The sequence below is a fragment of the Nocardioides currus genome (assembly GCF_003057875.1).
Lineage (GTDB): Bacteria > Actinomycetota > Actinomycetes > Propionibacteriales > Nocardioidaceae > Nocardioides > Nocardioides currus.
Genome location: NZ_PYXZ01000011.1, coordinates 88,959 through 113,733, shown reverse-complemented (window position 1 = coordinate 113,733; position 24,775 = coordinate 88,959). Strand labels below are relative to the sequence as shown.

The 24,775-nt window shown below is 70.2% G+C and carries 26 protein-coding genes; 5 read left to right on the top strand and 21 right to left on the bottom strand.

Annotation, left to right across the window (positions count from 1 at the left end; genetic code table 11):
- Window positions 1–30 precede the first annotated feature (30 nt).
- Window positions 31–483, top strand: a complete 453-nt coding sequence (locus C7S10_RS19990; protein WP_108346324.1) for an Lrp/AsnC family transcriptional regulator — start codon at window positions 31–33, stop codon at window positions 481–483.
- A gap of 96 nt (window positions 484–579) precedes the next feature.
- Here the strand turns inward: C7S10_RS19990 and C7S10_RS19985 are convergent, their stop codons facing one another.
- The 6 genes from C7S10_RS19985 to C7S10_RS19960 form a co-directional block, all read right to left on the bottom strand.
- Entirely contained in the window at window positions 580–1,719 is a 1,140-nt protein-coding gene (locus tag C7S10_RS19985; RefSeq protein WP_133176574.1) for a type IV toxin-antitoxin system AbiEi family antitoxin domain-containing protein, read from the bottom strand.
- Entirely contained in the window at window positions 1,704–2,756 is a 1,053-nt protein-coding gene (locus C7S10_RS19980; protein WP_108346320.1) for a threonine aldolase family protein, read from the bottom strand. The genes C7S10_RS19985 and C7S10_RS19980 overlap by 16 nt, the downstream gene beginning before the upstream one ends.
- Before the next feature lie 16 nt (window positions 2,757–2,772).
- Window positions 2,773–3,459, bottom strand: a complete 687-nt coding sequence (locus C7S10_RS19975) for an SDR family NAD(P)-dependent oxidoreductase (protein ID WP_108346318.1) — start codon at window positions 3,457–3,459, stop codon at window positions 2,773–2,775.
- Complete coding sequence (locus C7S10_RS19970; protein ID WP_207769491.1) at window positions 3,456–5,315, bottom strand: DUF6421 family protein; 1,860 nt, start codon at window positions 5,313–5,315, stop codon at window positions 3,456–3,458. The genes C7S10_RS19975 and C7S10_RS19970 overlap by 4 nt, the downstream gene beginning before the upstream one ends.
- Window positions 5,316–5,415: 100 nt before the next feature.
- Window positions 5,416–6,348 carry a hypothetical protein gene (locus C7S10_RS19965; RefSeq protein WP_133176573.1) on the bottom strand — a complete coding sequence of 311 codons (933 nt, stop codon included), beginning with the start codon at window positions 6,346–6,348 and terminating at the stop codon, window positions 5,416–5,418.
- Window positions 6,345–6,929 carry a GNAT family N-acetyltransferase gene (locus C7S10_RS19960; protein WP_108346314.1) on the bottom strand — a complete coding sequence of 195 codons (585 nt, stop codon included), beginning with the start codon at window positions 6,927–6,929 and terminating at the stop codon, window positions 6,345–6,347. The genes C7S10_RS19965 and C7S10_RS19960 overlap by 4 nt, the downstream gene beginning before the upstream one ends.
- Before the next feature lie 507 nt (window positions 6,930–7,436).
- Here C7S10_RS19960 and lnt point away from each other — a divergent pair.
- From lnt to C7S10_RS19945, 3 genes are read left to right on the top strand one after another with little or no spacing between them, the layout of a single operon-like run.
- Complete coding sequence (gene lnt, locus C7S10_RS19955; RefSeq protein WP_165807248.1) at window positions 7,437–8,972, top strand: apolipoprotein N-acyltransferase; 1,536 nt, start codon at window positions 7,437–7,439, stop codon at window positions 8,970–8,972.
- 39 nt (window positions 8,973–9,011) lie between these two features.
- The gene (locus tag C7S10_RS19950; RefSeq protein WP_108346460.1) at window positions 9,012–9,767 is read left to right on the top strand and encodes a polyprenol monophosphomannose synthase; all 756 of its coding nucleotides are present in this window, start codon (window positions 9,012–9,014) and stop codon (window positions 9,765–9,767) included.
- A complete protein-coding gene (locus C7S10_RS19945) occupies window positions 9,764–10,264 on the top strand; it encodes an FxsA family protein (RefSeq protein ID WP_108346309.1) in 501 nt (166 codons plus the stop codon). Before C7S10_RS19950 ends, C7S10_RS19945 begins: the two co-directional genes overlap by 4 nt.
- 6 nt (window positions 10,265–10,270) lie before the next feature.
- On the opposite strand, the gene C7S10_RS19940 is transcribed toward C7S10_RS19945, so the two are convergent.
- The 9 genes from C7S10_RS19940 to C7S10_RS19900 all read right to left on the bottom strand — a co-directional run bounded on the left by C7S10_RS19940 (window position 10,271) and on the right by C7S10_RS19900 (window position 19,471).
- Window positions 10,271–10,654, bottom strand: a complete 384-nt coding sequence (locus C7S10_RS19940; RefSeq protein WP_108346307.1) for an RNA polymerase-binding protein RbpA — start codon at window positions 10,652–10,654, stop codon at window positions 10,271–10,273.
- 212 nt (window positions 10,655–10,866) lie between these two features.
- Window positions 10,867–12,222: an MFS transporter gene (locus C7S10_RS19935; protein ID WP_108346305.1), complete on the bottom strand. Its 1,356-nt coding sequence runs from the start codon at window positions 12,220–12,222 to the stop codon at window positions 10,867–10,869.
- Window positions 12,219–13,001, bottom strand: coding sequence for a glycerophosphodiester phosphodiesterase family protein (locus C7S10_RS19930; protein WP_207769490.1), 783 nt, complete (start codon window positions 12,999–13,001; stop codon window positions 12,219–12,221). The genes C7S10_RS19935 and C7S10_RS19930 overlap by 4 nt, the downstream gene beginning before the upstream one ends.
- 14 nt (window positions 13,002–13,015) lie before the next feature.
- Window positions 13,016–13,825 carry an ABC transporter permease gene (locus tag C7S10_RS19925; protein ID WP_108346303.1) on the bottom strand — a complete coding sequence of 270 codons (810 nt, stop codon included), beginning with the start codon at window positions 13,823–13,825 and terminating at the stop codon, window positions 13,016–13,018.
- Window positions 13,822–14,673, bottom strand: coding sequence for an ABC transporter permease (locus C7S10_RS19920; RefSeq protein WP_243395493.1), 852 nt, complete (start codon window positions 14,671–14,673; stop codon window positions 13,822–13,824). The genes C7S10_RS19925 and C7S10_RS19920 overlap by 4 nt, the downstream gene beginning before the upstream one ends.
- 4 nt (window positions 14,674–14,677) lie before the next feature.
- Window positions 14,678–15,886 (bottom strand): ABC transporter substrate-binding protein, encoded by a 1,209-nt coding sequence (locus C7S10_RS19915; protein WP_108346301.1) that lies wholly within the window; start codon window positions 15,884–15,886, stop codon window positions 14,678–14,680.
- Window positions 15,883–16,947 carry an ABC transporter ATP-binding protein gene (locus C7S10_RS19910; protein WP_108346299.1) on the bottom strand — a complete coding sequence of 355 codons (1,065 nt, stop codon included), beginning with the start codon at window positions 16,945–16,947 and terminating at the stop codon, window positions 15,883–15,885. Before C7S10_RS19910 ends, C7S10_RS19915 begins: the two co-directional genes overlap by 4 nt.
- Before the next feature lie 82 nt (window positions 16,948–17,029).
- Window positions 17,030–17,833: a GNAT family N-acetyltransferase gene (locus C7S10_RS19905; RefSeq protein WP_108346297.1), complete on the bottom strand. Its 804-nt coding sequence runs from the start codon at window positions 17,831–17,833 to the stop codon at window positions 17,030–17,032.
- A 111-nt stretch (window positions 17,834–17,944) separates the two neighbouring features.
- The gene (locus tag C7S10_RS19900) at window positions 17,945–19,471 is read right to left on the bottom strand and encodes a helix-turn-helix domain-containing protein (RefSeq protein WP_108346454.1); all 1,527 of its coding nucleotides are present in this window, start codon (window positions 19,469–19,471) and stop codon (window positions 17,945–17,947) included.
- A 102-nt stretch (window positions 19,472–19,573) separates the two neighbouring features.
- Here C7S10_RS19900 and C7S10_RS19895 point away from each other — a divergent pair, with 102 nt between their 5' ends.
- The gene (locus tag C7S10_RS19895; protein ID WP_108346452.1) at window positions 19,574–20,590 is read left to right on the top strand and encodes a zinc-dependent alcohol dehydrogenase family protein; all 1,017 of its coding nucleotides are present in this window, start codon (window positions 19,574–19,576) and stop codon (window positions 20,588–20,590) included.
- A gap of 18 nt (window positions 20,591–20,608) precedes the next feature.
- Here C7S10_RS19895 and C7S10_RS19890 read toward each other — a convergent pair whose 3' ends face one another.
- The 6 genes from C7S10_RS19890 to C7S10_RS19870 all read right to left on the bottom strand — a co-directional run bounded on the left by C7S10_RS19890 (window position 20,609) and on the right by C7S10_RS19870 (window position 24,771).
- On the bottom strand, window positions 20,609–21,085 hold the full coding sequence (locus C7S10_RS19890) for a pyridoxamine 5'-phosphate oxidase family protein (RefSeq protein ID WP_207769488.1): 477 nt from the start codon (window positions 21,083–21,085) through the stop codon (window positions 20,609–20,611).
- An 83-nt stretch (window positions 21,086–21,168) separates the two neighbouring features.
- Entirely contained in the window at window positions 21,169–21,975 is an 807-nt protein-coding gene (locus tag C7S10_RS19885; protein WP_108346295.1) for an amino acid ABC transporter ATP-binding protein, read from the bottom strand.
- On the bottom strand, window positions 21,972–23,456 hold the full coding sequence (locus C7S10_RS19880) for an ABC transporter substrate-binding protein/permease (RefSeq protein WP_108346293.1): 1,485 nt from the start codon (window positions 23,454–23,456) through the stop codon (window positions 21,972–21,974). The genes C7S10_RS19885 and C7S10_RS19880 overlap by 4 nt, the downstream gene beginning before the upstream one ends.
- Before the next feature lie 56 nt (window positions 23,457–23,512).
- Complete coding sequence (locus C7S10_RS19875; RefSeq protein WP_108346291.1) at window positions 23,513–23,806, bottom strand: putative quinol monooxygenase; 294 nt, start codon at window positions 23,804–23,806, stop codon at window positions 23,513–23,515.
- A 51-nt stretch (window positions 23,807–23,857) separates the two neighbouring features.
- Entirely contained in the window at window positions 23,858–24,010 is a 153-nt protein-coding gene (locus C7S10_RS22390) for a hypothetical protein (protein WP_165807247.1), read from the bottom strand.
- 110 nt (window positions 24,011–24,120) lie between these two features.
- Window positions 24,121–24,771 carry a hypothetical protein gene (locus C7S10_RS19870; RefSeq protein WP_108346289.1) on the bottom strand — a complete coding sequence of 217 codons (651 nt, stop codon included), beginning with the start codon at window positions 24,769–24,771 and terminating at the stop codon, window positions 24,121–24,123.
- Window positions 24,772–24,775: the final 4 nt, after the last annotated feature.

The following is a 24,775-nucleotide window of genomic DNA, read 5'->3' as shown; positions in this document are numbered from 1 at the left end:
CCTGCCACGACTCGTCGCTACTCTGAGCCCGTGACGAGCCCTGCCGTGGAGACCACCGACCGCTTGATCCTGTCCCTGCTGGCGGACGACGGGCGGATGTCCTTCACCGACCTCGGCAAGGCGACCGGCCTGTCGACCTCCGCCGTGCACCAGCGGGTCAAGCGGCTCGAGACGCGCGGACTGATCCGGGGGTACGGCGCCCAGGTCGACCACGAGCAGCTCGGCCGGCCGCTGACGGCGTTCATCTCGATCACGCCGATCGACCCCTCGCAGCCCGACGACTACCCCGAGCGCCTCGAGGAGATCCCCGAGATCGAGTCGTGCTGGTCGGTGGCCGGTGACGAGTCGTACATCCTCAAGATCCGGGTCGCCACCCCGCGCGACCTCGAGGACCTGCTCGGTCGCATCCGCGCCGCCGCCAACGTCTCGACGCGGACGACGATCGTGCTCTCGACGCCGTACGAGAACCGCTCCCTGGGCTGAGGGCCCTCTGGATCGTTTGGTTTCCCCGGCTCGCCGGGGAAACCGCAACTTCTGGAGGCATGCAAACCACCGGAAGTTCACAACTGCCGCGGGGAGTCAGGCACCCATGGCGCCGCGGCGGCTGTCGAGGACGCCTCGGATCCGGCGAGCTGTGGCCGCCGGTCTCTCCAGGTCAGCCCACCCGATACGGATGCAGACCCACCCGGTCAGCTGGCAGATGCGCTCCTCGCGCTTCTTCTCCCGCATGAGGAACTCCTCGAGCGTCTCGCCGTCGCGTCGGAAGCGTTCGTACTTGATCCGGCCGTCGAACTCGAGGAAGACGCCATGGGTGATCCAGGCGAAGTCGACCCGGGCGAAGACGTCACCCCACTCGTCGCGCACGACCACCTGAGGCTCGGGACGGGGCAGGCCCTGTTGGCAACACATGAAGAGGGTGCGGGTCTCGGCGACCGACTCCATCTGGTCGCTCGCCAACGCCGTTACGCGATGCGCAGTCAGCGTGTACGGCCAGTGCTTCATCTCCCTGACCGCCGACATCAGCTCGCGACCGGTCATCATCCGTGAGTTGAGCATCCCATTGACCACGACGAGTGCAGCCTCGGTCGTCGAGGTGGCGATCACCTCGACGGCGCACCTCGGAGCTCTCGTCACGCGGAGGCCGTTGATGATCTCGACGTCTGCCTCGTCCAGGTCTCCGACGTGGTGGACGACGCCGGCTTCGCGTCGCGAGCTCTGGCCGTCAGTGCGGGTCGTGTGAACCTGGTCCAGGTCGATGTTCCACACCGGCACACCTCGTTCGACGGCCGCGGAGACGTGCGACAGCACCGATGACGGATGAGCCGTTCGCAACACAGCACGACTCAGCACGCGGTGTCTGTCAGCGGCCGACAGCCGGTCCCACAGCTCCTTGTCGACGTACGCGCCGTGTCGGACACGGTGCAGCACGCCGGCCATGACCAGTCGGCTGAGCTGGTAGTCCGTGTAGCCCTCGGCAATGAACTCTCGTCGGAGGCGTATGACGCCCTGCAGATCGACCTGTTGATCAGTTCCCATGGCGCGAGGGTGCCCGCGCCAGGCGGAGGTGGAAACGGCGGCTCGGCAGCCTGTGGAGACGAGACGCGGCACAGCGACTTCTTGGGCGAGTTGTCGACTTCGGGGTGCTTGCTTGCATCGTGATGTTGGGATTTCCCCGGCGAGCCGGGGAAACTTGAGCGAGGCCCTCAGCCGGCCAGGCACTCCCGCAGCGCGGCGACGAAGGCGTCGACGTCGGCCTCGGTGGTGTCGAAGGCACACATCCAGCGGCGCTCGTGGCGTGCGGCGTCCCAGTCGTAGAAGCGGAACTGCTCGCGCAGCTTCTCGGCGACGGCGTCCTCGATGACGACGAAGACGGCGTTGGCCTGGACGGGGTTGGTGATCCGCACGCCCTCGAGCCCCTCGACGCCGGCGGCGAGGCGGGCGGCCATCGCGTTGGCGTGGGCGGCGCCCTCGCGCCACAATTCGCCCTCCCACAGGGCGATGAGCTGCGCGGAGACGAAGCGCATCTTCGAGGGCAGCTGCATGCTGAGCTTGCGGAGGTAGGGCAGGCCCGCGGCGCGCTCGCTGTCGAGGACGACGACCGCCTCGCCGTACACCAGGCCGTTCTTGGTGCCGCCGAGGGAGACGACGTCGACGCCGACGTCGCTGGTGAAGGCCGACAGCGGCAGGTCGAGGCTGGCTGCGGCGTTGGCGATGCGTGCGCCGTCCATGTGCACGGCCATCCCGTGCTCGTGGGCCCACGTGCAGATCGCGGCGATCTCGTCGGGGGTGTAGACGGTGCCGAGCTCGGTGTTCTGGGTGATCGACACGGCGAGTGGCTGGGCGCGGTGCTCGTCGCCCCATCCCCACGCCTCGGTGGCGATCAGCTCCGGGGTGAGCTTGCCGTCCGGCGTCGGGACGGGCAGCAGCTTGATGCCGGCGACCTTCTCGGGGGCACCGCCCTCGTCGCAGTGGATGTGCGCCGTCTGGGCGCACACGACGGCACCCCAGCGGGGGAGCAGGCTCTGGAGGGCCACGACGTTGGCACCGGTGCCGTTGAACACCGGGAACGCCTCGACCGGACGCCCGAAGTGGGTCTCGAGGACGTCGTGGAGGCGGGCGGTGTAGACGTCCTCGCCGTACGCCACCTGGTGACCGCCGTTGGCGGCGACCAGGGCCTCGAGAACCGCCGGGTGGGCCCCGGAGTAGTTGTCGGAGGCGAAGGCGCGGAGGTTCACGTCGTGCAGGGTCGGCGACATGGAGCGTCTCTTTCGTTCAGCTGGCGGTGAGGTCGACCCGCTGCGCGTTGATCTCCTCGGGGTCGGCGTCGAGGATACGGACCAGGTCGGCGGCTAGGTCGGCGACGTCGGTGTAGCCGTCGAAGGCGTTGTCGGGCTGCTCCTCGCGCATCGCGGGCGTCAACAGGGCCTTGACCACCAGCGCCGTCGCCGCGGCCCGCAGGCCGGTGTCCTTCTGCTTGCGCGCGAACGAGTCGGCCATCGCCATCAGCCAGGTCTCGGCCGCCGCCTTGGCGGTCGCGTAGTTGGCGCCGCCGGGCGTCGGGTTGGCGGCCGCCGTGGCCGAGACGATCACGACGCGCCCGGACGGCGAGGCCACCAGGTCGTCGTGCATCTCGAGCGTGGTGTTGCGCAAGGTGTCGACCAGCATCGTCCGCAGCCACTCCCAGTCCTCGTCGGAGTTAGCGGTGAAGCCCTTGCCGCCGCGCCAGCCGCCGATCAGGTGGACGAGCCCGTCGACGCCGCCGTGCTCGTCGCGCAGCTGCGCGGCGAGGGCGCGTACGGCGTCGCGCGAGGTGGCGTCGACGGCATAGCCGTGGCAGCCGGGGATCTCCGGGGCCTGCAGGTCGACCGCCGCCACGGTGCGGCCGGAGGCGACGATCGCCTCGGCGGCAGCGCGGCCGGCGGCACCGCCGGCGCCGACCACCACGACGCAGCCGGTCATCGTCCGGCTCCCGTGATGCCGGCGGTCTCCTCGATCGTCGCGGTCATCTTCTTGCTCAGCGCCTCGAAGAACATGGACAGCGGAAACTCGTCGTCGAGGACCAGGTCGGTCATCTCCTTGAGCGGACCGGTCAGCGGCAGCGCCTGCTTGCCCTGCGCCCAGACCGAGGCCGGGTGGGGCTCGACGGTCGCCGAGACGAGGTCGTAGGCGGCCAGCCAGTGGGCGAGCTTGGAGCGGTCGATCGAGCGCCAGTAGAGCTCCTCGATGGCCGTGCCGAGCGCGAGCACGTGCTCGGCCACGCGGTCCCACTCGACGGTGAGGCGGTTGTCGGTCCAGTGCAGGACGTCGGCCTGGTGCAGCCAGGCGAAGAGCAGCTGCCCGCCGAGGCCGTCGTAGTTGCGCACGCGCGGACCGGTGATCGAGAAGCGGAAGATCCGGTCGAGCAGGATCGCGTGCTGCACGAGCCGGGCGTGGGGCAGGCCCTCGGCCTCGAGCTTGACCGCCTCGCGGAAGGCGGTCAGGTCGCAGCGCAGCTCCTCCAGGGAGTAGAGGAAGAACGGCATCCGCTGCTTGATCATGAACGGGTCGAACGGGAGGTCGCCGCGCATGTGCGTGCGGTCGTGGATCAGGTCCCACATCACGAAGGTCTCCTCGGTGAGGGACTGGTGATCGAGCATCCACTTGACCTCGGGCGGCAGCGCGAGCCTGGTGACGCGGGCGGCCTCCGAGACCACGAGCCGGAAACGCGCGGCCTCGCGGTCGGCGAAGATCCCGCCCCAGGTGAAGTCGGGGACGGTGCGCATCGCGACGGTCTCGGGGAAGAGCACCGCCGAGTGGGTGTCGTAGCCGGGCGTGAAGTCGATGAAGCGGATCGGCAGGAACAGCTTGTTGGAGTAGTCGCCCGCCTCGAGATCGGCCACGAACTCCGGCCAGATGAGCTCGATCAGGACGGCCTCGAAGAGGCGGTCGGCCGAGCCGTTCTGGGTGTACATCGGGAACAGCACGAGGTGCGTGACACCGTCGCCGCGCGCGCCCGCGGGGTCGAAGACGACGAGGGAGTCGTGGAAGTCGGGTACGCCGAAGCCTGCCGCGCGCCAGCCGTCGAAGTCCTTGACGAGCGCCGTCAGGTAGTCGGCGTCGTGCGGGAAGTGCTGGGCCAGGCGCGGGAGCAGCTCGGCGATCTCGGTGACCAGCGCGTCGACACGTGCGTGGTCGGCGACCTCGGGCACGGAGCCGTCCTTGACCTGGAACTCGCGCAGCGCGGTGACGGCCTGCTTGAGCGCGACCCAGTCGGGGTGGGTGGCGAGGCTCGACCCACCGGCGGCCTGCTCGGCGCGACGGGAGACGTGGTGGACGGCGTTGAGCAGCAGCTCGCCGTCCAGCGTGTCGCCGTCCTGGCCGATGACGGCGACCCGACCGGCGTCGAGGACGAGGGAGCCGAGGGCGGTGTCCTCGTGCGTCCCCGCGAGCGGCGTGCCGACCCCGTGCAGGTCGTAGCCGGTCGACCACGGCACGCTCGCGAGGTCGACCCGGGCGGAGAGGTCGATGGCGGGCCACGCGACGGCCTCGCGGTCGAGCCGGCCGGAGCTCGGCGTGGCCGGGTGTGCCTCGAGGCCCAGGGCGTCGAGACCATCGACCCCGCCGACGGCGACGAGGCCGAGCCCCGATCGCACGGCCTCGACCAGGGCGGGCGTCACCGTGGCCCCCGGGAGCAGCACGACGGCGTCGGTCCCCGCGAGGTCGACCTGCTCGATGGCGGCCACGACGTCACTGCGGACGCCACGGTGGGACAGCGCGGCCACCAGGGCCGGGGTGGGCTCGCCGACGAGGCTGAGGTGGGGGAATCCGGAGGTCATGTCGTGCAGTCCTTTCACCGACGCGTGGTGCGTAAAGTCTCTCGCTTCAACGTCGGCGAAGTCAAAACTATTGCGTCTCGTATCGCTCAGGCCGCAAATATTACGGAGCCGAGGGGCTCGGGACCGCTGCGGGCGGCGCGGGCGTGGCCGTGGCGACGGACGGCGCGGCGTTGGGGACGTAGGGCTGGCTCAACGTGCGCAGGCGCTCGAAGGCCCGCACGGCGTCGTTGACGTCGGTGACGTTGCGCGAGTGGAGGTAGCCCGTCACCGAGCCGAGCGCATTGACCTCGTCCTCGACGAGGTAGGCCTCGTCGTAGATCGCGAAGTTGCGCATCAGGGCTGCAGGGATCGGCTGGGTGGGGTGCAGCACGAGGACCTGGACCCCGGCGCGCACCTGCGCGTCGAGCACGTCGCGGAGGGCGGCGTCGTGCTGGCTGACCAGGAAGATGCGCTGGACCACGACGTTGCTGCTGCACAGCTGGGCGTTCACGGCGAGGTAGGCCTGGCCGGACGGGGAGAGCCACCAGTTCAGGTCGCCGTCGACGCTGGTGGCGAGCACGGAGTGCTGGCAGCCGGCGAGCCTGGCCATCATCCACCTCGTGTTGCCGTCCTCGAGGACCATCCGGCCGTCGGCGAGCCCGGCGAGCTGGGCGCGCGCGGTCTCGATGGTGTCGTGGGTGGCGCCCGAGAACTCCTCGTGGTCGGCGTGCCGCTCGAGGGCCTCGGCCGTCGCGGCCGCGATGGCGGTGAGGCTCGGCAGCATCTCCGGGGCCCGTTCGATCTCCTTGAGGAGCATCAGCCGGGAGTCATCGGCCGAGAACCGCTTCTCGAGGCGGAGCAGCGTGTCGATCTGCAGGGTCGTGGTCGCGCCGACGAGGCCGACCAGCAGGCCGAGCACGACGGAGGTGGGGATCGAGAGGCTGGTCAGCACGGCGAGCACGGTGGACGCGCCCACCCCGATCACCAACGCCAGGTCGACGCCGGAGCCCCGACGAGCTCGGGGCGTCCTCGATCCGCTCGACACGGTGCTCATCGCGTGGCCTCGCAGCCCGGCACGACGTAGGAGAAGCCCAGCACGTCCTCGCGCCTCCCGTAGCGGTCGAACCCGTAGGACCGCAGCACGCCCTCGGCCTGGAAGCCGCAGCGTCGAGCGACCCGTTGCGTGGCCACGTTGTCGAGGTTGGTGACCAGGGACAGGCGCTGGAAGCCGGCCGAGGCGCACCAGTCCCGGAGCCCCAGCAGGGCGTACGTCGCCAACCCCCGCCCACGGCCGCGGGGGAGCAGCCAGTAGCCGACCTCGGCACTCGCCTCCGCCAGGTCGCTGCGCAGCACCAGGGCCGCGCCGAGGGCCTCACCGTCCTCGGTGATCGCCAGCGCCAGGGCCGTGCCGTCCGCGTCCTCCTTGCCCCGGCGCTCGAGCCAGTGGTCGACCTCGTCGGCGGTCGCGAGCTGGTCGAGGCTGGTGAAGGACAAGATGTCGGCGTCGGTGCCGGCCTCGACCAGGCAGTCGGCGTCGGAGGCGGAGAAGCGGCGCAGGGTCACCGGTCCGCTGTCGAGGCCGTCGGGGAACGGTGGGGGAGAGATCGCGTGTGGAGAACGGTCCGACTGTGCCATGGCTGGACCCTAGACAAGGTCCGCGCCGCCCGCGGTCGAATCCGGCAGGTCCGCGCCCGAGCCTGCCTCCGGACCCGCAGGCAGGAATCGACGACATCAATGTCACGGCGTGTCACGCACCGACACGCCGATCCGGGCAAATTTCCCACGAGTTTTTCTCGCGCCGCGGCATCGCCCTGACCTGCATCGATGCGCGAAGTCGCAGGTCAGGATCGTGTTGACACTCCACCGCGGTGGAGACAGGGTTCCACGGTCCGCCCATGCAGATCGTGGTCAGCGGACCGACGTCCGAGTGGCCGGGGCGGGGGGTGTGAAGCCAGCATCTGACCTGACCGGTTCACGGAGGTCGGTTCGCTCCATGAGGGCTGACACGGGAGGAGCGCACGCTCCGTAGACAACTTCCCGCCGGCGGCAGCCAGTCGTCTGTGGGTTGGTCCGAAGGGTGTGCGCGCCTCCCGTTCCCCTGCAGGGCGCCGGCGATTCCGGGCTGACGGCTAGCGTGTGCACGTGCTGTTCCGCTGCATCCTCGCCCTTGCGGGCGGTGTCGTGCTCTCCACCGGATTCGCGCCGGTGGGATTCGCGCCGGCGCTGCCGATCGGCGTGGCCGCGCTCGTCCTGAGCGTGCGCGGCACTCGTGCCCGCTCCGCCTGGCTTCCCGCCTGGCTCTTCGGGCTAGCTTTCTTCGCCGCGCTCCTGTGGTGGCTGCGCGCGGTCGGGTCGGACGCCTGGGCCGCGCTGAGCGTGGTGCAGTCCGTCTACTTCATCCCGCTGGGCCTGCTGCTGTCCGCCGTGTCCCGGCTGCGCTGGTGGCCGTGGTGGTGCGCCTGCGCCTGGGTGAGCATCGAGACGCTGCGCGGAGCGTGGCCCTTCGGTGGCCTGACGTGGGGACGACTGTCCTTCGCGACCGTCGACACGGCGTGGGCGTCCGGGCTGCCGTGGTTCGGCATGACCGGGGTCAGCCTCCTGATCGCGCTCACCGGCAGCACGGTGGCGTGGGCCGTGGCCACGCGGCTGCGGCGCCCGGTCGTCGCGGTGGTGGCCGCCACGGCCCTGGGGGCCCTGACCTGGCTGCCGGTCGCAGCGCCGTACGACGTCAGCGGAGGCAGGAGCCTCGCCGTGGCCGCCGTGCAGGCGGACGTGCCGGGCGACGGCACCGACGTGCTCGCCCACCACCGCGAGATCACCCGCGCCTTCGCCGACGCCACGGTGGACCTCGCGGACGCGGGAGAGCCGGTGGACCTCGTGGTCTGGTCGGAGAACTCCACCGCCGTCGACCCCTTCACCGACGCCGAGGCCCGCGGCGAGATCACCCGGGCGTCCGCGGCGATCGACGAACCGATCCTGGTCGGCGGCATGGTCGACTCCAGCCGCCCGAAGGAGATCCTCAACCAGGGCATCGTGTGGCAGCCCGGACTCGGCGGGGGAGACCGCTACACCAAGCGCCATCCCGTGCCGTACGGCGAGTACATCCCCTACCGCGGGTCGCTGATCCCCGACACCTACGGCCAGCTCGCGCTCATCCCGCGCGACATGGCCCGGGGCACCAGCCTGGAGCCGCTCCGGGTCGCGGGCGCGCTGGTGGCGGACGCGATCTGCTTCGACGTGTCGTACGACGACGCGATCCACGGGCAGGTCGCCAACGGCGGCCAGCTGGTCACGGTCCAGACGAGCAACGCGATGTTCATCAACACCGCGCAGATCGACCAGCAGTTCGAGATCAGCCGGCTGCGGGCCATCGAGACCGGCCGCTACGTCGTGGTCGCCGCCATCAACGGGGTCTCCGGCATCATCGCGCCGGACGGCGAGGTCGTGGAGTCCGCCGATCCACGCACCCGGGCCGTGGTGCGCGGTGACGTGGTGCTCCACGACGACCTCACGCCGGCCGTCGTCCTGGGGCCGTGGACGGGTCGCGTGGTCGTGGGTCTCACGTTGGGCTCGATTGCCTTCATTACCCTCACGTATCGTCGTCGGAGACGGCACAATGCGCTCCGGCCCGTCGCACACGACCGGGTGATCGAGCCGTCCGCGACGGCACACACGTAAGGGGAGACAGTGAGCACGACCGAGCTGGGTCGGATCGTGATGGTGATCCCCACCTTCAACGAGGCCATGAACCTCGAGCTGATCGTCGATCGGCTGCGCACCGCCGTGCCCGAGGCCGATGTGCTCGTCGTCGACGACAACTCGCCCGACGGCACCGGGGACATCGCCGACCGGCTCGCGGCCGCCGACCCGCAGGTGCACGTCCTGCACCGTACGGCGAAGGGTGGCCTCGGCGCCGCCTACCTCCACGGCTTCGCGGTGGCCCTCGAGCAGGGCTACGACGTGATCGGCGAGATGGACGCCGACGGCTCCCACCAGCCCGAGCAGCTGCACCGGCTCCTGGACGCGCTGCACGACGCCGACCTGGTGATCGGCTCGCGCTACGTGCCGGGCGGCTCGGTCGTGAACTGGCCCCGGCGCCGCGAGCTGCTCTCGCGTGGCGGCAACCTCTACGTGCGGCTGCTGCTCGGCATGGGTGTCAAGGACGCCACGGCCGGCTTCCGGCTCTTCCGCCGCCACACCCTGGAGAAGATCGACCTCGCGTCGGTCACCTCCACCGGCTACGTCTTCCAGACCGACATGGCCTACCGCACCATCGTGGCGGGGCTGAAGGTCGTGGAGGTGCCGATCGAGTTCATCGAGCGGGTCCGCGGCGACTCCAAGATGAGTGGCCAGGTGGCCAGCGAGTCACTCAAGAAGATCACCCGGTGGGGCCTGCAGGAGCGACGCAAGCAGGCAGGACGCGCCGTCGCACGCCGCCGGAGCCGGAAGGTCGCTCGCGGGAGCGCCTCGTGACCCGTCTCCGGATCCCCGCCTGGCTGCTCGTCGTGGCCTTCGTGGTCGTGCCGCTGCTCGAGATCTTCGTCCTGATCCAGGTCGGTCAGGTGATCGGCCCGTGGTGGACGATCCTGCTGCTGGTCGCCGACAGCATCCTCGGCACCTGGCTGATCCGGCGCGAGGGCGGACGAGCCTTCGCCGCCCTGCGCGAGGCGCTCGGCAGCGGGCGGATGCCGGCGCGCGAGCTCGCGGACGGGGCGCTGATCCTGGTCGGCGGCACCCTCATGCTCAGCCCGGGGTTCGTCACCGACCTCTTCGGGATCGTGCTGATCCTGCCCTTCACCCGACCCGTCGCGCGCCGCGTGCTGACCGGGATCGTGACGCGCCGCCTGGTCGGCGCCGGCGCAGCGGCGTACGTGCCCGGGACGACCCGGCCGACGGATCGCCCCACAAATCGACAACGCCCCCACCCGGATCCTGACGGACCCGTGGTGGAGGGCGAAGTGGTCGACTGACGCCGGTCAGGAGACCTTGCGCTTCTTGGCGTTGGCGCGGTGCAGGTGCGCCGGGCCGATCTCGCCGCCGCGCAGCAGCTCCAGGCGCTCCTTGAGGATGTCCTCGAGCTCTTGCGTGGACCGACGCTCGAGGAGCATGTCCCAGTGGGTGCGGGCCGGCTTCTCGGCCTTCTCCTCCGGCTTGATGCCGGCGATGCTGAGCGCCTTCGCGCCGCAGCGCGGGCACTCCCAGATCGCGGGGATGTCGGCCTCGACCGACATCGTGATCTCGAACTCGTGACCGTGCTCGCAGCGGTATCCCACCTGCTGCCGAGCGGCGAACTCGATGCCGCGCTCGTCTTCAAAGCTCTGGCCGCCGAGCCTCGCGCCGCGTAGTGTGCGCTCCGCCATTGAGCCACCTCCAAGTGTGCTGCTGATGACAACCGCCCGTGGGTGTGGGCGGAAGCGGGACGGGTGGACTGGCGTGTCCTCGCGCCGGGATGTGCCGGCGAACGATGTCCCGATTCGATCAACGGTAGCGGGGTGGGCAAGGTTCCGCGGAATCTCGGCCCGCCTGCTACCCACAGGGGTGAGTCACCTCACGTTGGAACGATCCGACGGGCTCAGATCGTGGCGGGGACGTCGTTGCCGGCCTCGCGGATCCCGCGCTCGGTGTCGACCCGCATCAAGATCGCGCCGCCGAGCACGAAGAAGACGATCAGCGCGAACACGGCCGGGCGGTAGGAGTCGGTGAACTGGTAGGTGAGGCCGAAGACCAGGGTGCCGAACCACGACGTCCCGCGGTCCATCGCGTGGTAGAAGCTGAAGTACTCCGCCTCCTTGCCGCGGGGGATGAGCAGCGAGAAGTAGGACCTGGCCAGGGCCTGGGTGCCGCCCAGGACGATGCCGATGGCGACACCGAGGAGCAGGAACGGGACCACGGACTCCGCGGGAAGGAACAGGGCGGCGGTGACGATCAGCATCCAGATGGCGAGGCCACCGAGGATCGTGTGCTTGGCGCCGTACGACCTGGCCAGGCGCCCGAACAGCAACGCCCCACCGAAGGCGACGAACTGCACGAGCAGGATGGTGGCGATGAGGACCGACTGTCCGAAGCCGAGCTCTTCCGAGCCGTACGTCGAGGACGACGCGATCACGGTCTGGATGCCGTCGTTGAAGAACAGGTAGGCGAGCAGGAACGTCAGCGCCATCGGGTAGTTCTTCATGTCGCGCAGCGTCGCGAAGAGCTGGCCGAAGCTGCGGGCCACGACATTGCCCTCGACGTGCTCGACGTTGGCCGGCGGGTGCTCCTTGAGCCGCAGGAAGGGGATGAACGTGAACCCGGCCCACCACACGCACGCGGACAGCATGCTGATGCGGGTCGCCTCGCCCTCGGTCAGGCCGAACGGGAGCATGGTGAACAGGGCGAGGTTGGCCGCGAGCAGCAGGCCGCCTCCGAGGTAGCCCCAGGCCCATCCGCGCGACGACACGCGGTCACGGTTCTCCTCGTCGGAGATCAGGGGCAGGATCGAGTCGTTGACCACCATCGACGCGGCCAGGAACAGGTTGGCGAAGATGATCGCCACGGCGCCGATCTGCCAGTTGCCGTCGCGGCAGAACCACAGCAGCGAGCCCGAGGCCGCGCCGGCCCAGGCGAAGATCCCGAGCCACTTCTTCTTGTTGGCGGTGCGGTCCATCAGCGCACCCAGCGGCGGGAGCAGGAGCGCCGACAGGATCGTGGCGAAGGTGACCAGGTAGGACGGCAGGGCGCCCGGGGCGACGGACAGGCCGACCAGGGAGATGCGGTTGTCGACCGCCGCGTCCTTCGCGACCGCGATGATGTACGGCGCGAACATCACCGTGCTGACGGTGGTGACGAAGGCGCTGTTGGCCCAGTCGTACCAGTACCAGGCCTTCTGCTCCTTCTCCTGCTCGAGCGGCCTGAGGTCGGCGATCCCGCCGGGGCTTGCGTGGCTCATGACTTGTCCTCCCATTGGCCGCGGGATCGCAGCACGTCGCTGAGTATGTCGGTGCGATCGCTGATCAGCCCGTCGACACCACGATCCAGCAGCACCTTCATCTCGGCCGGGTCGTCGATGGTCCACACGTGCACGTGCAGGCCGTTGGCGTGCGCGCGCCGCACCAGTCCGGCGGAGGCGACCGTCAGCCGGCCCCGGCGGTGCGGGATCTGGAGCGCGTCGGGCCGACCGCGGGTCAGCAGCCGCGCGAGCTGGGCGCTCGGGGACAGGACGTAGGCGGCGACCTCGAGGGGGTGGGCCGAGGTGGCGACACGACCCTGCGTCAGTCGCCGGAACGACTGGAGACGGCGACGGGAGAAGGACCCCACGAGCACCCGGTCCCAGGCGTCGTGCGCGGAGACGAAGTCGGCCAGCGCCGCGACCGAGCCCGCGGACTTGATGTCGATGTTGAAACGGACGCCCGGGAAGGCCTCGAACAGCTCGGCCAGCGTCGGCACCCGCTCACGACCACCGATGAGGGCGGCCTGCACGTCGGCGTACGACGTCTCGGCGATGCTGCCCGTCCGGTCGGTCACGCGGTCGAGGACGTCGTCGTGGAAGGCGAGCAGGACGCCGTCGGCCGTCACGTGGACGTCGGTCTCGAGGTAGACGTAGCCGAGGTCGACGGCGTGCCGGAAGGCGGCCATCGTGTTCTCCAGGCCCTCGATCTCGGGGTGGAACGCACCACCGCGGTGGGCGAAGGCCAGGACGCCTGCGTGGTCGAGGTAGCCGCGGTTCACGCGAGCAGTATGGCTCAGCGCGCGGCCGCCACACTCTCGTCCGTGCCGGCCAGTCGCTGGGCCAGCCAGATCGGCAGGATGGACAGCACGATCAGGGCCGCGGCGACCACATTGACGACCGGTGCCTGGTTGGGCCGGAAGAGGTTCTGGTAGATCCAGATGGGCAGCGTCGTCACCCCGGAGCCGGCGGTGAAGGTGGTCACGATGATCTCGTCGAAGCTGAGCGCGAACGACAGCAGTCCACCGGCGAGCAGCGCCGAGCGCAGCATCGGCAGGGTCACGAGCCGGAACGTGGTGAACGTGCCTGCGCCGAGGTCCGCCGAGGCGTCCTCGAGGGTGGTGCCGAGCCGGCGCATCCGGGCGATCGCGTTGTTGAAGACCGTGACGATGCAGAAGGTGGCGTGCGAGACGACGACGGTCAGGAAGCCGAGCTCGAGGCCCAGCATGGTGGTGAACGCGTTGGCCAGCGCGATGCCGGTGACCACCCCGGGCAGGGCGATGGGCAGGATGATCAGGAGCGAGACGGTGTCGCGGCCGAAGAACCGGAAGCGGTGCAGGGCCATCGCCGCCATCGTGCCCAGCACCAGCGCGACGACGGTCGCGATCGCGGCGACCTCGAGCGACACCACGATCGCCGACCGGGCCCCGTCGGAGGACCAGGCCTGCGACCACCAGCGTGTCGTGAGCCCCGGCGGCGGCCAGGCGAAGGCGCGCGAGGTGTTGAACGAGTTGAGCAGCACCAGGCTCAGCGGCAGGTAGACGAACACCAGGGCCAGGGCGGTGAACGCACCCAGCAGCGCACGGGTCAGGGGAGAGAGCCTCACAGGTTCTCCAAGGCCCCGGTGCGGCGTACGGCGGTGAGGTAGGCCAGCATCACGACGACCGGGATCAGCGACACCGTGGCCGCGAACGGCATGTTGTTGCCCGTCAGGAAGCTGTCGTAGACGACGTTGCCGAGCAGCTGGTTGGTGCCGCCGACGATCTTCACCGCGATGTAGTCGCCCAGCGTGAGCGAGAACGTGAAGATCGACCCGGCCACGGCGGCCGGGAACAGCACGGGCAGCACGACCCGTCGCATCGTCGTCCACGTCCCCGCGCCCAGGTCGGCCGATGCCTCGAGCAGCGAGTCCGGCAGGCGCTCGAGCCCGGCGTACATCGGCAGGACCATGTAGGGGAGCCACAGGTAGGCCAGCGTCACGATCGTGGCCGACAGTCCGTAGCCCGGCGAGAGCCCGACGGAGTCGAGCGGTCCGCCGGTCGAGAACATGCCGCGCCAGGCGTAGGCCTTGACGAGGTACGACGCCCACAGCGGCGTCAGGACCAGGATGACCAGGATCCGTTGCCAGCGCGGCGAGGCGACCTTCGCCATGAAGAGCGCCACCGGCACGGCGACCAGTCCGTCGATCACCGTGACCGCGACCGCCGTGAGCAGGGTGCGGAACGTGATGGTGCGGTAGACGTCGAGGGTGAACAGCGTGCGGAAGTTCTCCAGCGTCCAGGTGCGCTGGATCCCGGCGCCGAAGGCGTCGACCGTCCACAACGAGGTGATGAACAACGCCGCCAGGGAGCCCAGGTAGAGCACGCCGAGCCACAGCATCGGCGGCCCGAGCAGCAGCCCGAGCCGCAGCCGTGGGCTGCGGTGCAGCAGTCCTGCGCTCCCTGACGACGCCACGCGGTCAGCCCTTGATCTCGGTCCAGGCCTGGGTCCACTCCTGGTAGGTCGTGCACGTCACGTCCGTGCGGCCGTCGAGGCACTCCTCGATGGGCGTGGTCCAGTAGTGGATCTTCTCGGCGTAGGCCTCGTCGCCCGCGTGGTAGCTCTCGCAGAAGCCCTTCGTCGCGATCTCGCAGGCCTTGGAGCTGGCGGGCGCCTCGCCGAACCACTCGGCCACCGCGTCGTTGGCCTCGGGGCTGATGATGTGGTCGAGCCACGCGTAGGCGCAGTTGGGGTGCTCGGTCTCGCTCCCCACCATCCAGGTGTCCGACCACCCGGTCGAGCCCTCCTCGGGGAGGATCGCCTTCACCGGGACCTTGTCGGCCTCGGCGAGGTTGGCGATCACCTGCCAGGTGGTGCCGACGATCGAGTCACCCGTCGTGAAGGCCTGGACCTCCTTGAGGTAGTCCGACCAGTACTCCCCGACGTTGGCCTTCTGCGCCTTCAGCAGCTCGACGGCGGCCGCGAGCTGGTCGGCGTCGAGCGCGTACGGATCCTCGATGCCCAGGTCGGGCTGGGTGTTCATCAGGTAGAGCGCGGCATCGGCGATGTAGATGGGGGAGTCGTACGCCGTGACCTTGCCGGCGTAGGCCGAGGAGTCGTCGAAGACCGCGCTCCAGCTGGTCGGCGCCGGGTCGACCTTGTCGGTGCGCCACATCAGCAGGTTGGCTCCGTAGCCGTGCGGGATGCCGTACATCTGGTCGTCGACGGAGTTCCACGGCCGGTCCTTGAGGAACGGCCACACGTCGGCGTAGTTGGGCACCAGGTCGGTGTTGACGGGCGCCACGTCACCGCCCGCGATGAGGCGCAGCGACGCGTCGCCGGACGCGGAGACGACGTCGTACTGTCCCGACTGCATCAGCGAGACGGCCTCGTCGGAGGTGCCGAAGGTCTTCACGTCGACCTGGCAGCCCGTCTTCTCCTCGAACGGCGTCACCCAGTCGACGGTCTTGTCGGTCGAGCCGTCCTCGGCGTAGCCGGGCCAGGCGAGGATGCTCAGCGCGCCCTCGTTGTCGCCGAGCTCGCTGGCCATGGGGACGTCCGGGGCGGTGAAGCCGCCGGGGGTGTCGGAGTCGCCGGCGCTGCCGCCGCTGTCGTCGCTGCTGGTGCCGCAGCCCACGGCACACAGGGCGAGGACGACGGCCGCGCCGGCCAGTCGGGTGAGCTTCATGGCGCCTCCTGTGTTTCTGTGCCTGCGCCGACCGGCTGGCCGGCGCCCGAGTCGTCGAGGTCGATCACGTGCGCGTCGTCCCAGCTGAGCGCCACGCGTCGCCCCTCCTGGTCGAGGGCGGAGTCGGTGCTGTCGCGCAGGTTCTGCCGCAGCACCGTGAGCGTGCCCCCGCCGTCGAGGTCGACCAGGTAGTGGTTGACCGAGCCCAGGTAGACCACGGCCCGCACCGTGCCACGTGCCTTCGTGGGCTCGGCGTCGTCGTCGAGGTGGATCTTCTCCGGGCGGATGCTGAAGGTGCCGTCGCGACCGAAGACCGCGCGTGCGTCGGAGCCGCGCAGCAGGTTGGAGGTGCCGACGAAGCCGGCCACGAACGCCGTGGCCGGAGCCTCGTAGAGACGCGCTGGCGTGTCGACCTGCTCGATCCGGCCGTCGTTGAAGACCGCGATGCGGTCGCTCATCGTCAGCGCCTCCTCCTGGTCGTGGGTGACGAACACGAAGGTGATGCCGACGTCGCGCTGGATCTGCTTGAGCTCCAGCTGCATCTCGCGCCGCAGCTTCAGGTCGAGCGCGCCGAGCGGCTCGTCGAGGAGGAGCACCTTCGGACGGTTGACCAGGGCGCGAGCCAGCGCGACCCGCTGGCGCTGGCCGCCGGAGAGCTGGGTGGGGCGGCGGTCGGCGTAGCCGCCGAGGCGGACGGTCTCGAGTGCGGCCGTCGCCCGCTCGCGGCGCTCGGCGCGGCCGACCCGCTTCACGCGCAGGCCGTACTCCACGTTGGCGCGCACGTCCATGTGCGGGAAGAGGGCGTAGTCCTGGAAGACCGTGTTGACGTCGCGGGCGAAGGGCGGCACCCCGGTGACGTCGCGGTCGTCGAGCAGCACCCGACCGCTCGTCGGCTGCTCGAAGCCCGCGATCATGCGCAGCACCGTGGTCTTGCCCGAGCCCGACGGGCCGAGCATCGAGAAGAACTCGCCGTCGGCGATCGCGAGGTCGACGCCCGCCACCGCGGTCACCGGACCGAAGGACTTGACCACGTCGTCGAGCTGAACCGCAGGATGCGTCACCCGTGACAATGTAGGGGCACGCGGGGCTGGGGAGACAGGGTCGCGCACCGAAATCCCCCTGACGGGCGATCGGGCGGAACGCTCAGGCCTGCGGGTGGCGGCGCCAGAGGTACGGCGTCGTGGTGGTCACCGGGACCAGGCCGGAGCGCTCCAGGATCGGGCGCGACATCGCGGTGCAGTCGGAGTGGAGATAGCGCACCCCGCGGGCGATGGCTGACCCGGCCCGCGCCGCGACGAGCGCGCGGTAGATGCCGCGCCCGCGCCACGGCTCGAGCGTCGCGCCGCCCCAGAGCCCGGCGAACTCGGTCCCGGGGACGACCTCGAGCCGGCCCGCGCACACCACCTCGTCGCCCACCTCGGCGATCCAGGCCTCGGACAGGTCCGCGGTCCGGGTGAGCCGGTCGACCAGGTCGTCGGCGCTCGGACCGCCGCCGAAGGCCGTCGTCTGCATGGCCGACATGCGGTGCGCGTCGGACACGAAGCCGGCGTCGGCCGGGTCGAGTCGTCTGATCCTGACGGCGTCGGGGACCTCGACGGGTACGGCGAGGGCGCTGGCCTCGCCGATCATCACCGTCTCCACCGGGTCGGCGACCAAGCCGGCGCGGACGAGACGCTCGGCGAGGTCGGCCGGCTCGTCGTGGCCACGGGTCTTCCACTCGACCTCGTCGACGTCCGTCTCGTCGCGGAAGTGGGCGATCGTCCGGGCGATCAGGTCGTCGAGGTCCTCACCCGTGAGCCCACCGAGGTCGCGGTAGGTGACGAAGCCACCCCGGTTGAACACCGCCCGGACCAGGGGTCCGTCCTGGGAGACGCCGGTCGCGGTGAGCACCTCGGCCTCACGGCGCAGCTGGGCGTCGTACGCCTCGAGGAGGTGCCCCACGTTCATCGTCGTCCCCTGATGTTTCGTCGCGGTCGCGGGCTCGTTCCTCGCCAGCGGTCCTTGCTCAACCTGACCGAGCCCACGCGCCGACCTCGTTCCTCGGTCGCCGGTGCTCGATCAGATGTCGCGGAAGGTCTCGATGTTGGCGCCGAGCTGGTTGAGCCGCTCGGCCAGGTCCTCGTACCCGCGGTGGATGACGTAGGTCGAGCGCAGCACCGAGGTGCCCTTGGAGGCGAGCATCGCGATCAGCAGCACGACGGCCGGGCGCAGCGCGGGCGGGCAGACGATCTCGGCGCCCGAGAAGTGCGTCGGACCCTCGACGAGCACACGGTGCGGGTCGAGCAGCTTGACCTGGGCGCCGAGCTTGTTGAGCTCGGTGAAGTAGATGGCGCGGTTCTCGTAGACCCAGTCGTGGAGCAGGGTCTGGCCCTCGGCGACCGCGGCGATGGCCGCGAAGAACGGCAGGTTGTCCATGTTGAGGCCCGGGAACGGCATCGGGTGGATCTTGTCGAGCGGCGCGGTGAGGTCGCTGGCGTGGGTGGTGATGTCGACGAGCCGGGTCGCGCCGTTGGCGGCGACGTACTCCTCGGTGAGGGAGTAGCGGAAACCCATCCCCTCGAGGATCGCGAGCTCGAGCTCGAGGAACTCGATCGGGACGCGGGTGATGGTGATCGAGGACTTGGTGACGATCGCGGCGGCGAGCAGCGACATCGCCTCGATCGGGTCCTCGGAGGGGGAGTAGTCGACGTCGACGTCGATGGTCTCGAGGCCGGTGACGCGCAGGGTGGTGCTGCCGACGCCCTCGATCTGCACGCCGAGCTTCTGGAGGTAGAAGCAGAGGTCCTGGACCATGTAGTTGGACGAGGCGTTGCGGATGACGGTGGTGCCGGCGTGCAGGGCCGCGGCCATCAGCGCGTTCTCGGTGACCGTGTCGCCGCGCTCGGTGAGCACGATCGGACGCGTCGGCTCGACCGCCCGGTTGACCTGCGCGTGGTAGGACCCGTCGGTCGCCTTGACCTCGAGCCCGAAGGGCCGCAGTGCGGACATGTGGGGCTCGACGGTGCGGGTGCCGAGGTTGCAGCCGCCGGCGTAGGGCAGGTCGAAGGTCTCGTTGCGGTGCAGCAGCGGGCCCAGGAACATGATCACCGAGCGGGTGCGACGAGCCGCGTCCTCGTCGATGTTGGCGAGGTCGAGCTCGGCCGGCGGGATGATCTCGAGGTCGTTCTGGTCGTTGAGCCAGCGGGTCTGCACGCCGAGGGACGTGAGGACCTCGAGCAGCCGGTTGACCTCCTCGATGCGGGCGACCTTGCGCAGCGTGGTGCGGCCGCGGTTGAGTAGCGAGGCGCACAGCAGGGCGACCCCGGCGTTCTTGGAGGTCTTGACCTCGATCGACCCGGACAGGGTCGTGGGGCCGGTGACGCGCAGGTGGGTGGGGCCGGCGCCGAGGGCGACGATCTCGGAGTCGAGGGCCGCGCCGATGCGGGCCAGCATCTCCAACGAGAGGTTCTGGTGGCCCTTCTCGATGCGGTTGATCGCGCTCTGGCTGGTCGCGAGCAGGTCGGCGAGCTGGTGCTGCGTCAGCCCGCGGTGCTTGCGCGCGTCGCGGATGAGGTTGCCGATGCGACCCTTGTAGTCCGTCTCCATGGCGACCACGGTATCTCAGATATGAGATACAACAAGTCGTCGTCGACCGGCGCGCCGTACGTCCCGTTCCGGCCCGATCCGGCCCGTGCGAAGATCGACGGCATGCGAGCCACGACGATCCATGCTGCCGGTGACATCCGCGTCGAGGAGGTCCCCGACCCGACGATCACCAGTCCGACCGACGCGATCGTGAAGGTCACCGCGAGCTGCATCTGCGGCTCGGACCTGTGGCCCTACCGCGGCTTCAACGACATCACGCCCGGCGACACGATCGGCCACGAGTGCATCGGAGTCGTGGAGGAGGTCGGCTCCGAGGTCAGCGACTTCAAGGCCGGCGACTTCGTCATCGTCCCGTTCGACCACTGCGACAACACCTGCACCCATTGCCGGGTCGGCGCGCACGCCGGGTGCGTCAACCTCGGCTTCACCACCAGCGGCCAGGCGGAGTACGCCCTCGTCACGCAGGCCAACGGCTCGATGGTCAAGACCGACGGCGTGCCGGACCGGTCGTTGCTGCCCTCCCTGCTCGCCCTGTCCGACGTGATGGCGACCGGCTGGCACGCGGCCGTCTCGGCGGGGGTGACGAAGGGAAGCACCGCCGTCGTGGTGGGCGACGGCGCCGTCGGGCTGTGCGGCGTGCTCGCCGCGGCCCAGCTGGGCGCCGAGCGCGTGATCGCGATGTCGCGCCACGAGCCGCGCCAGGCGATCGCCCGTCAGTTCGGGGCGACCCACATCGTCGCCGAGCGCGACAAGGAGGGCGCCGACCGGATCAAGGAGATCACCGACGGCGTCGGCGCCGACGCCGTCCTCGAGTGCGTCGGGACCGACCAGTCGATCAAGACTGCCTTCGCGGTCGCCCGCCCGGGCGCGACGGTGGGCTTCGTCGGCGTGCCGCACGACGTGGAGCTGCCGGTGCGGCGGATGTTCCAGAAGAACATCGGCCTGGCCGGCGGCATGGCCCCCGTGCGCAAGTACCTCCCCGAGCTGCTCGACCTGACGCTGTCGGGCGCGATCGACCCGGGGCTGGTCTTCGACCTGACGCTGCCGCTGGACCAGTCGCCGGAGGGCTACCGCGCGATGGACGAGCGCCGGGCGATCAAGGTGCTGCTCGAGCCCTGAGCCCCGCCGTCGACGCGGTCAGAGCTGGACGACCCCGCTGTCGCCCAGGTCGGGCTCGCCGTCGGTGACCAGGCCCTTGGCGAGCTGCACGACGGTGGCGACCTTGCCAGGCGACTCCCAGTACTCCGCCGTGGTGCCGGTGATCTCGAGCAGGCCGTTCTCGGCGTCGTCGGGACCGCCTGACATGAAGATCCCGGCCGAGGCGTCCCACAGCTCCTTGAGCTTGTCGCGGTCCATGTTGACCCGCGCCGTGCCGGCGAGGGAGACCCAGCCCAAGTCGCTGGAGTAGGACACGTTGACCCGCGGGTCGGACGTGATCGCGGCCGCCTTGTCGCTGGTGACCTCGGTGATGAACCAGACCGTCGAGGGGTCCTCGAAGTCCTGGGTGCCCATCGGCGTCGAGACCAGGTCACCGCTCGCGCTGCGGTAGGTGAGGATCGCGATCCGCGTGTCCTTCATGATCTTCGTGGTCAGCTCGCGCTCGTCCGTGCCCATGTCGTGCCCCTCTCGTGGCCGTTCTCGCCGTGCGTACGGCGCCGCTCCGAGCCTGTCACGGCGACCAACCGGTCGCCCCACCCTCAGAGGGGGTCGAGGATGCGGTGCAGGAACTGGCGCGTGCGCGCCTCACGCGGGTCCTCGATCACCTGCGACGCCGGGCCGCGCTCGGCGATCACGCCGTCGTCGAGGAACAGCACCTGGTCGGCGACCTGCTGGGCGAAGCGGATCTCGTGGGTGACCACCACCATCGTCCACCCCTCGGCCGCGAGATCCTTCATCACGCCGAGCACCTCACCGACCAGCTCGGGGTCGAGCGCGGAGGTGGGCTCGTCGAAGAGCATCAGCCGGGGCTTGAGCGCGAGCGCGCGGGCGATGCCCACCCGCTGCTGCTGGCCACCGGAGAGCTGCGAGGGGTAGGCGTCCTCGCGGTCGGCCAGGCCGACCTGCTCCAGCAGCACCCGCGCCTCCGGCACCACCTCGGCCTCGGGCCGGCCCTGCGCGTGGATCGGTCCCTCGGTGAGGTTCTGCAGGACGGTGCGGTGCGGGAAGAGGTGGTGCGCCTGGAACACCATGGCGCTCTGGCGCCGCAACCGCGCCAGGTCGCGGTCGGCATCGCGCCGGCTGCGGGCCTGCCCGAAGTCGACCTCGACGTCCTCGATGCGCACGACACCTGCGTCCGGCACCTCGAGGGCGTTGAGGGAGCGGAGCACGGTCGTCTTGCCCGAGCCGGACGGACCCAGCAGCACGGTGACGGTGCCCTGCTCGACGGTGAAGTCGATGTCGCGCAGGACCTCCTGGTCGCCGAACGACTTCCGCAGGTCGGTGACCTCCAGCAGGGGAGTGGTGCTCTCGTCGGTGCTCTCGTCGGTGCTCTCGTCGGTGCTCACAGGGTGTGCCTCTCGAGTCGGGTCTCCAGGCGGCTCTGGCCGAAGGACAGGACCGCGCAGACGATCCAGTAGAAGAGCGCGGCGAGCGTGTAGAGCGGGAGGTACTCCGTGGTCGCGCCCGCGTAGTTCTGGGCCACCCGGAACATGTCCGCCACCAGGATCCCGGACGCGAGCGAGGTGTCCTTGACCAGCGAGATGAACGTGTTGGACAGCGGGGGTACGGCGGTGCGCGCCGCCTGCGGCAGGACGATCCTGCGCATGGTCAGCGCGTAGCCCATGCCGACGGTCGCCGCTGCCTCCGACTGGCCCTTGGGGACCGAGAGGATCGAGGACCGGATGATCTCGGCGGCGTACGCCGCGACGTTGAGCGACAGCGCGAGCACGGCCGCGGGATAGCTCTCGAACTTGATGCCCGCCTGCGGCAACCCGTAGAAGACGATGAACAGCTGCACCAGCAGCGGCGTGCCCCGGATCAGCGAGATGAACGCCCGCGCCGGCCAGTGCAACCAGGGTCGCGTCGACAACCGCGCGAGCGCCACCAGCAGCGCGAGGACCAGGCCGAGCGCCATGCTCAGCAGTGACAGGGTGATCGTGTACTGCACCAGCGCCTTGAGCATCGGTCCGGTGGCGTCCTGGACGACCTGCCACGAGCCCTTGTCGCTGTCGCGACCCGACAGGTCGGCCTCGCCGCCGCCGTCCTTCACCGACACGTCGGCCTTGAAGTAGGACTCCGAGATCTCGGTGAGCGTGCCGTCCTTCGCCATGTCGGCCAGGGCCTGGTCGGCCTGGTCGCGTAGGGCGGTGTCGCTCTTGGCGAAGGCCAGCGCCTGCTGGGTCTCCTCGCCCTCGACGACGCCGGCGATCTTGACGTCGGTGGACCCGCTGGCCGCGAGGTAGTCGAGGACGGCGATGTTGTCGTTGACGAGCGCGTCGACCCGGCCCTGCTCGAGCAGCTCGGCAGCCTGGGCGAGGCTCTCCACCGACCGGACGTCGCCGCCGGCGTCGCGCGCCACCTGCGCCCAGTTGCTGGTGGAGGACTGCGCCATCGTCTTGCCACGCAGGTCCTCGAGCGTGGTGATGTCGTCGGTGTCCGCGGCCGTGACGATCACGCCCTGGGAGAAGGTGTAGGGCGTGGAGAAGGCGTACTTCGCCTCCCGCTCGGGGTTGAGCGAGATCTGGTTGGCGATGACGTCGATGCGCCCGGCGTCCAGCGCGGGGAAGATCGAGTCGAACTGCGCCTCGACGAACTGCAGGTCCCAGCCCGCACGCTTGCCGACCTCACGAATGACGTCGATGTCGTAGCCCGTGAGCTCGTCGGTGTCGGGATCGTGGAAGGTGAACGGCGGATACGTCCCCTCGGTGCCGACCCGCACGACCGTGGCCGCGGGGGCGGGCTCCTCGGCAGCGGCGGGTGCGACCAGACCGAGCAGGAGCGCGCCCCAGGCCATCAGCAGGGCGAGCGTGCGCCGTCGGTGCGTCATGCGATCCACCCTAAGCCGACCAAGTGTGTAGGGATAATCGGCTAAGCGAGTGGCGATCACTCGACCGGGGTGAGCGGGTGGATCGCCACGTCACCGGCGAGCGCGTCACCGGCGGCAGCGAACGCTGCAGCGACGTGCGGGGACTGCATGTGCGCGTCGAGTGCCGCCTGGTCGGTCCATCGCTCGACCGTCACGAAGACGCCCGGCGCGGCCGCCGACTCGAAGAGGTGGTAGGCCAGGCAGCCGGCCTCCTGCCGGGTCGCGGTGACGAGCTCACCGAGCGCGGAGGCGATGGCCTCGACGTGCTCGGGCTTGACCGGGATGGTGGCGACGACGTGCAGCTCGCTCATGACAGGCCCTCTTCTGTAGTGGTGAGGGCACTGTACGACTGCAGGACGAGGTCAGCGTGCGCTGCCGACCAGCATCCGGCCGTGGACGCAGGCGCACGCGTCGGAGCACGGAAGGTAGGTGTGCTGGCCGTGGCCGCACGCCACGCACGGTCGGTCGTGCGAGAGGTGCTCGGTCGGGTTGTCACTGCCCACGGTGTCCCACATGCCCTCGACGGTGACACGCAGCGACGGCCGGCGCGGGTGAACGCGCGGTGAACGGGGTCATCGAGCCATCAGGACCACCCGAGATGACTAGTGGACCCGCGATGATCGGCCTACGCCCACACCGGACCGTCGCCGCCGACGGCGTCGACCAGCTGCTCCGCGACGTACGCCGCGTTGGCCCTCAGCACCTCGAGGGGCACCGCGGGGAGGTTCTCCTCCCAGTCCAGCATCGTCGAGCCGCGGAGCTGGAGCATCCGGTCGGGCCGGCCGAAGAAGAAGAGGTGGAGGTGGGCGCCGCCGTCGCCGTACTTCGCGAGCTGCGAGCGGCCCACGCTGGGCAGCGACTCGATCGCCGCCGACAGCGCCACGATGAGCGCCCCCATCTCGCCGCTGAGGTGCGACGGAACGGCGCCGAGGTCGCAGTGCTCGCGCGGCATCAGGTTGCACGACATGGGCAGCCGCATCTGGTGGTCGAGGGTCACGAGCCAGCGCTCGTTGCTCCACAGCACGTTGTCGGCGATCCGGGCCGGCACCTCCTCCTGGTGGCACCAGCAGTCGGCGGGGTCCTCGCCGCGACGGGCGGGCTCCGCGTCGGCCAGGGGTTGGAGTGGCTTGATCCGTAGTCCGTCGAGCTCGAACGGGAAGATGTCCCAGCCCGGCATCTCCTCGAACGCGACGGGCAGTCGCCCCTCGGCGTCGGTGGCCGCGGCCACCCTCGCGTGGAACTCCTCGGCGGTCTCCAGCCTGCTCTCGTCGCTCATGTCC

Excerpts from the sequence above, each read along its gene's own strand:
- C7S10_RS19980 (WP_108346320.1), bottom strand. The coding sequence starts at position 2,756 with ATGTCGCCGACCCTGCACGACGTGAACCTCCGCGCCTTCGCCTCCGAC.
- C7S10_RS19975 (WP_108346318.1), bottom strand. The coding sequence starts at position 3,459 with ATGACCGGCTGCGTCGTGGTGGTCGGCGCCGGCGGTGCCGCCGGCCGC.
- C7S10_RS19970 (WP_207769491.1), bottom strand. The coding sequence starts at position 5,315 with ATGACCTCCGGATTCCCCCACCTCAGCCTCGTCGGCGAGCCCACCCCG.
- C7S10_RS19965 (WP_133176573.1), bottom strand. The coding sequence starts at position 6,348 with ATGAGCACCGTGTCGAGCGGATCGAGGACGCCCCGAGCTCGTCGGGGC.
- C7S10_RS19960 (WP_108346314.1), bottom strand. The coding sequence starts at position 6,929 with ATGGCACAGTCGGACCGTTCTCCACACGCGATCTCTCCCCCACCGTTC.
- C7S10_RS19950 (WP_108346460.1), top strand. The coding sequence starts at position 9,012 with ATGGTGATCCCCACCTTCAACGAGGCCATGAACCTCGAGCTGATCGTC.
- C7S10_RS19940 (WP_108346307.1), bottom strand. The coding sequence starts at position 10,654 with ATGGCGGAGCGCACACTACGCGGCGCGAGGCTCGGCGGCCAGAGCTTT.
- C7S10_RS19935 (WP_108346305.1), bottom strand. The coding sequence starts at position 12,222 with ATGAGCCACGCAAGCCCCGGCGGGATCGCCGACCTCAGGCCGCTCGAG.
- C7S10_RS19915 (WP_108346301.1), bottom strand. The coding sequence starts at position 15,886 with ATGAAGCTCACCCGACTGGCCGGCGCGGCCGTCGTCCTCGCCCTGTGT.
- C7S10_RS19905 (WP_108346297.1), bottom strand. The coding sequence starts at position 17,833 with ATGAACGTGGGGCACCTCCTCGAGGCGTACGACGCCCAGCTGCGCCGT.
- C7S10_RS19900 (WP_108346454.1), bottom strand. The coding sequence starts at position 19,471 with ATGGAGACGGACTACAAGGGTCGCATCGGCAACCTCATCCGCGACGCG.
- C7S10_RS19895 (WP_108346452.1), top strand. The coding sequence starts at position 19,574 with ATGCGAGCCACGACGATCCATGCTGCCGGTGACATCCGCGTCGAGGAG.
- C7S10_RS19890 (WP_207769488.1), bottom strand. The coding sequence starts at position 21,085 with ATGGGCACGGACGAGCGCGAGCTGACCACGAAGATCATGAAGGACACG.
- C7S10_RS19880 (WP_108346293.1), bottom strand. The coding sequence starts at position 23,456 with ATGACGCACCGACGGCGCACGCTCGCCCTGCTGATGGCCTGGGGCGCG.
- C7S10_RS19875 (WP_108346291.1), bottom strand. The coding sequence starts at position 23,806 with ATGAGCGAGCTGCACGTCGTCGCCACCATCCCGGTCAAGCCCGAGCAC.
- C7S10_RS22390 (WP_165807247.1), bottom strand. The coding sequence starts at position 24,010 with ATGTGGGACACCGTGGGCAGTGACAACCCGACCGAGCACCTCTCGCAC.
- C7S10_RS19870 (WP_108346289.1), bottom strand. The coding sequence starts at position 24,771 with ATGAGCGACGAGAGCAGGCTGGAGACCGCCGAGGAGTTCCACGCGAGG.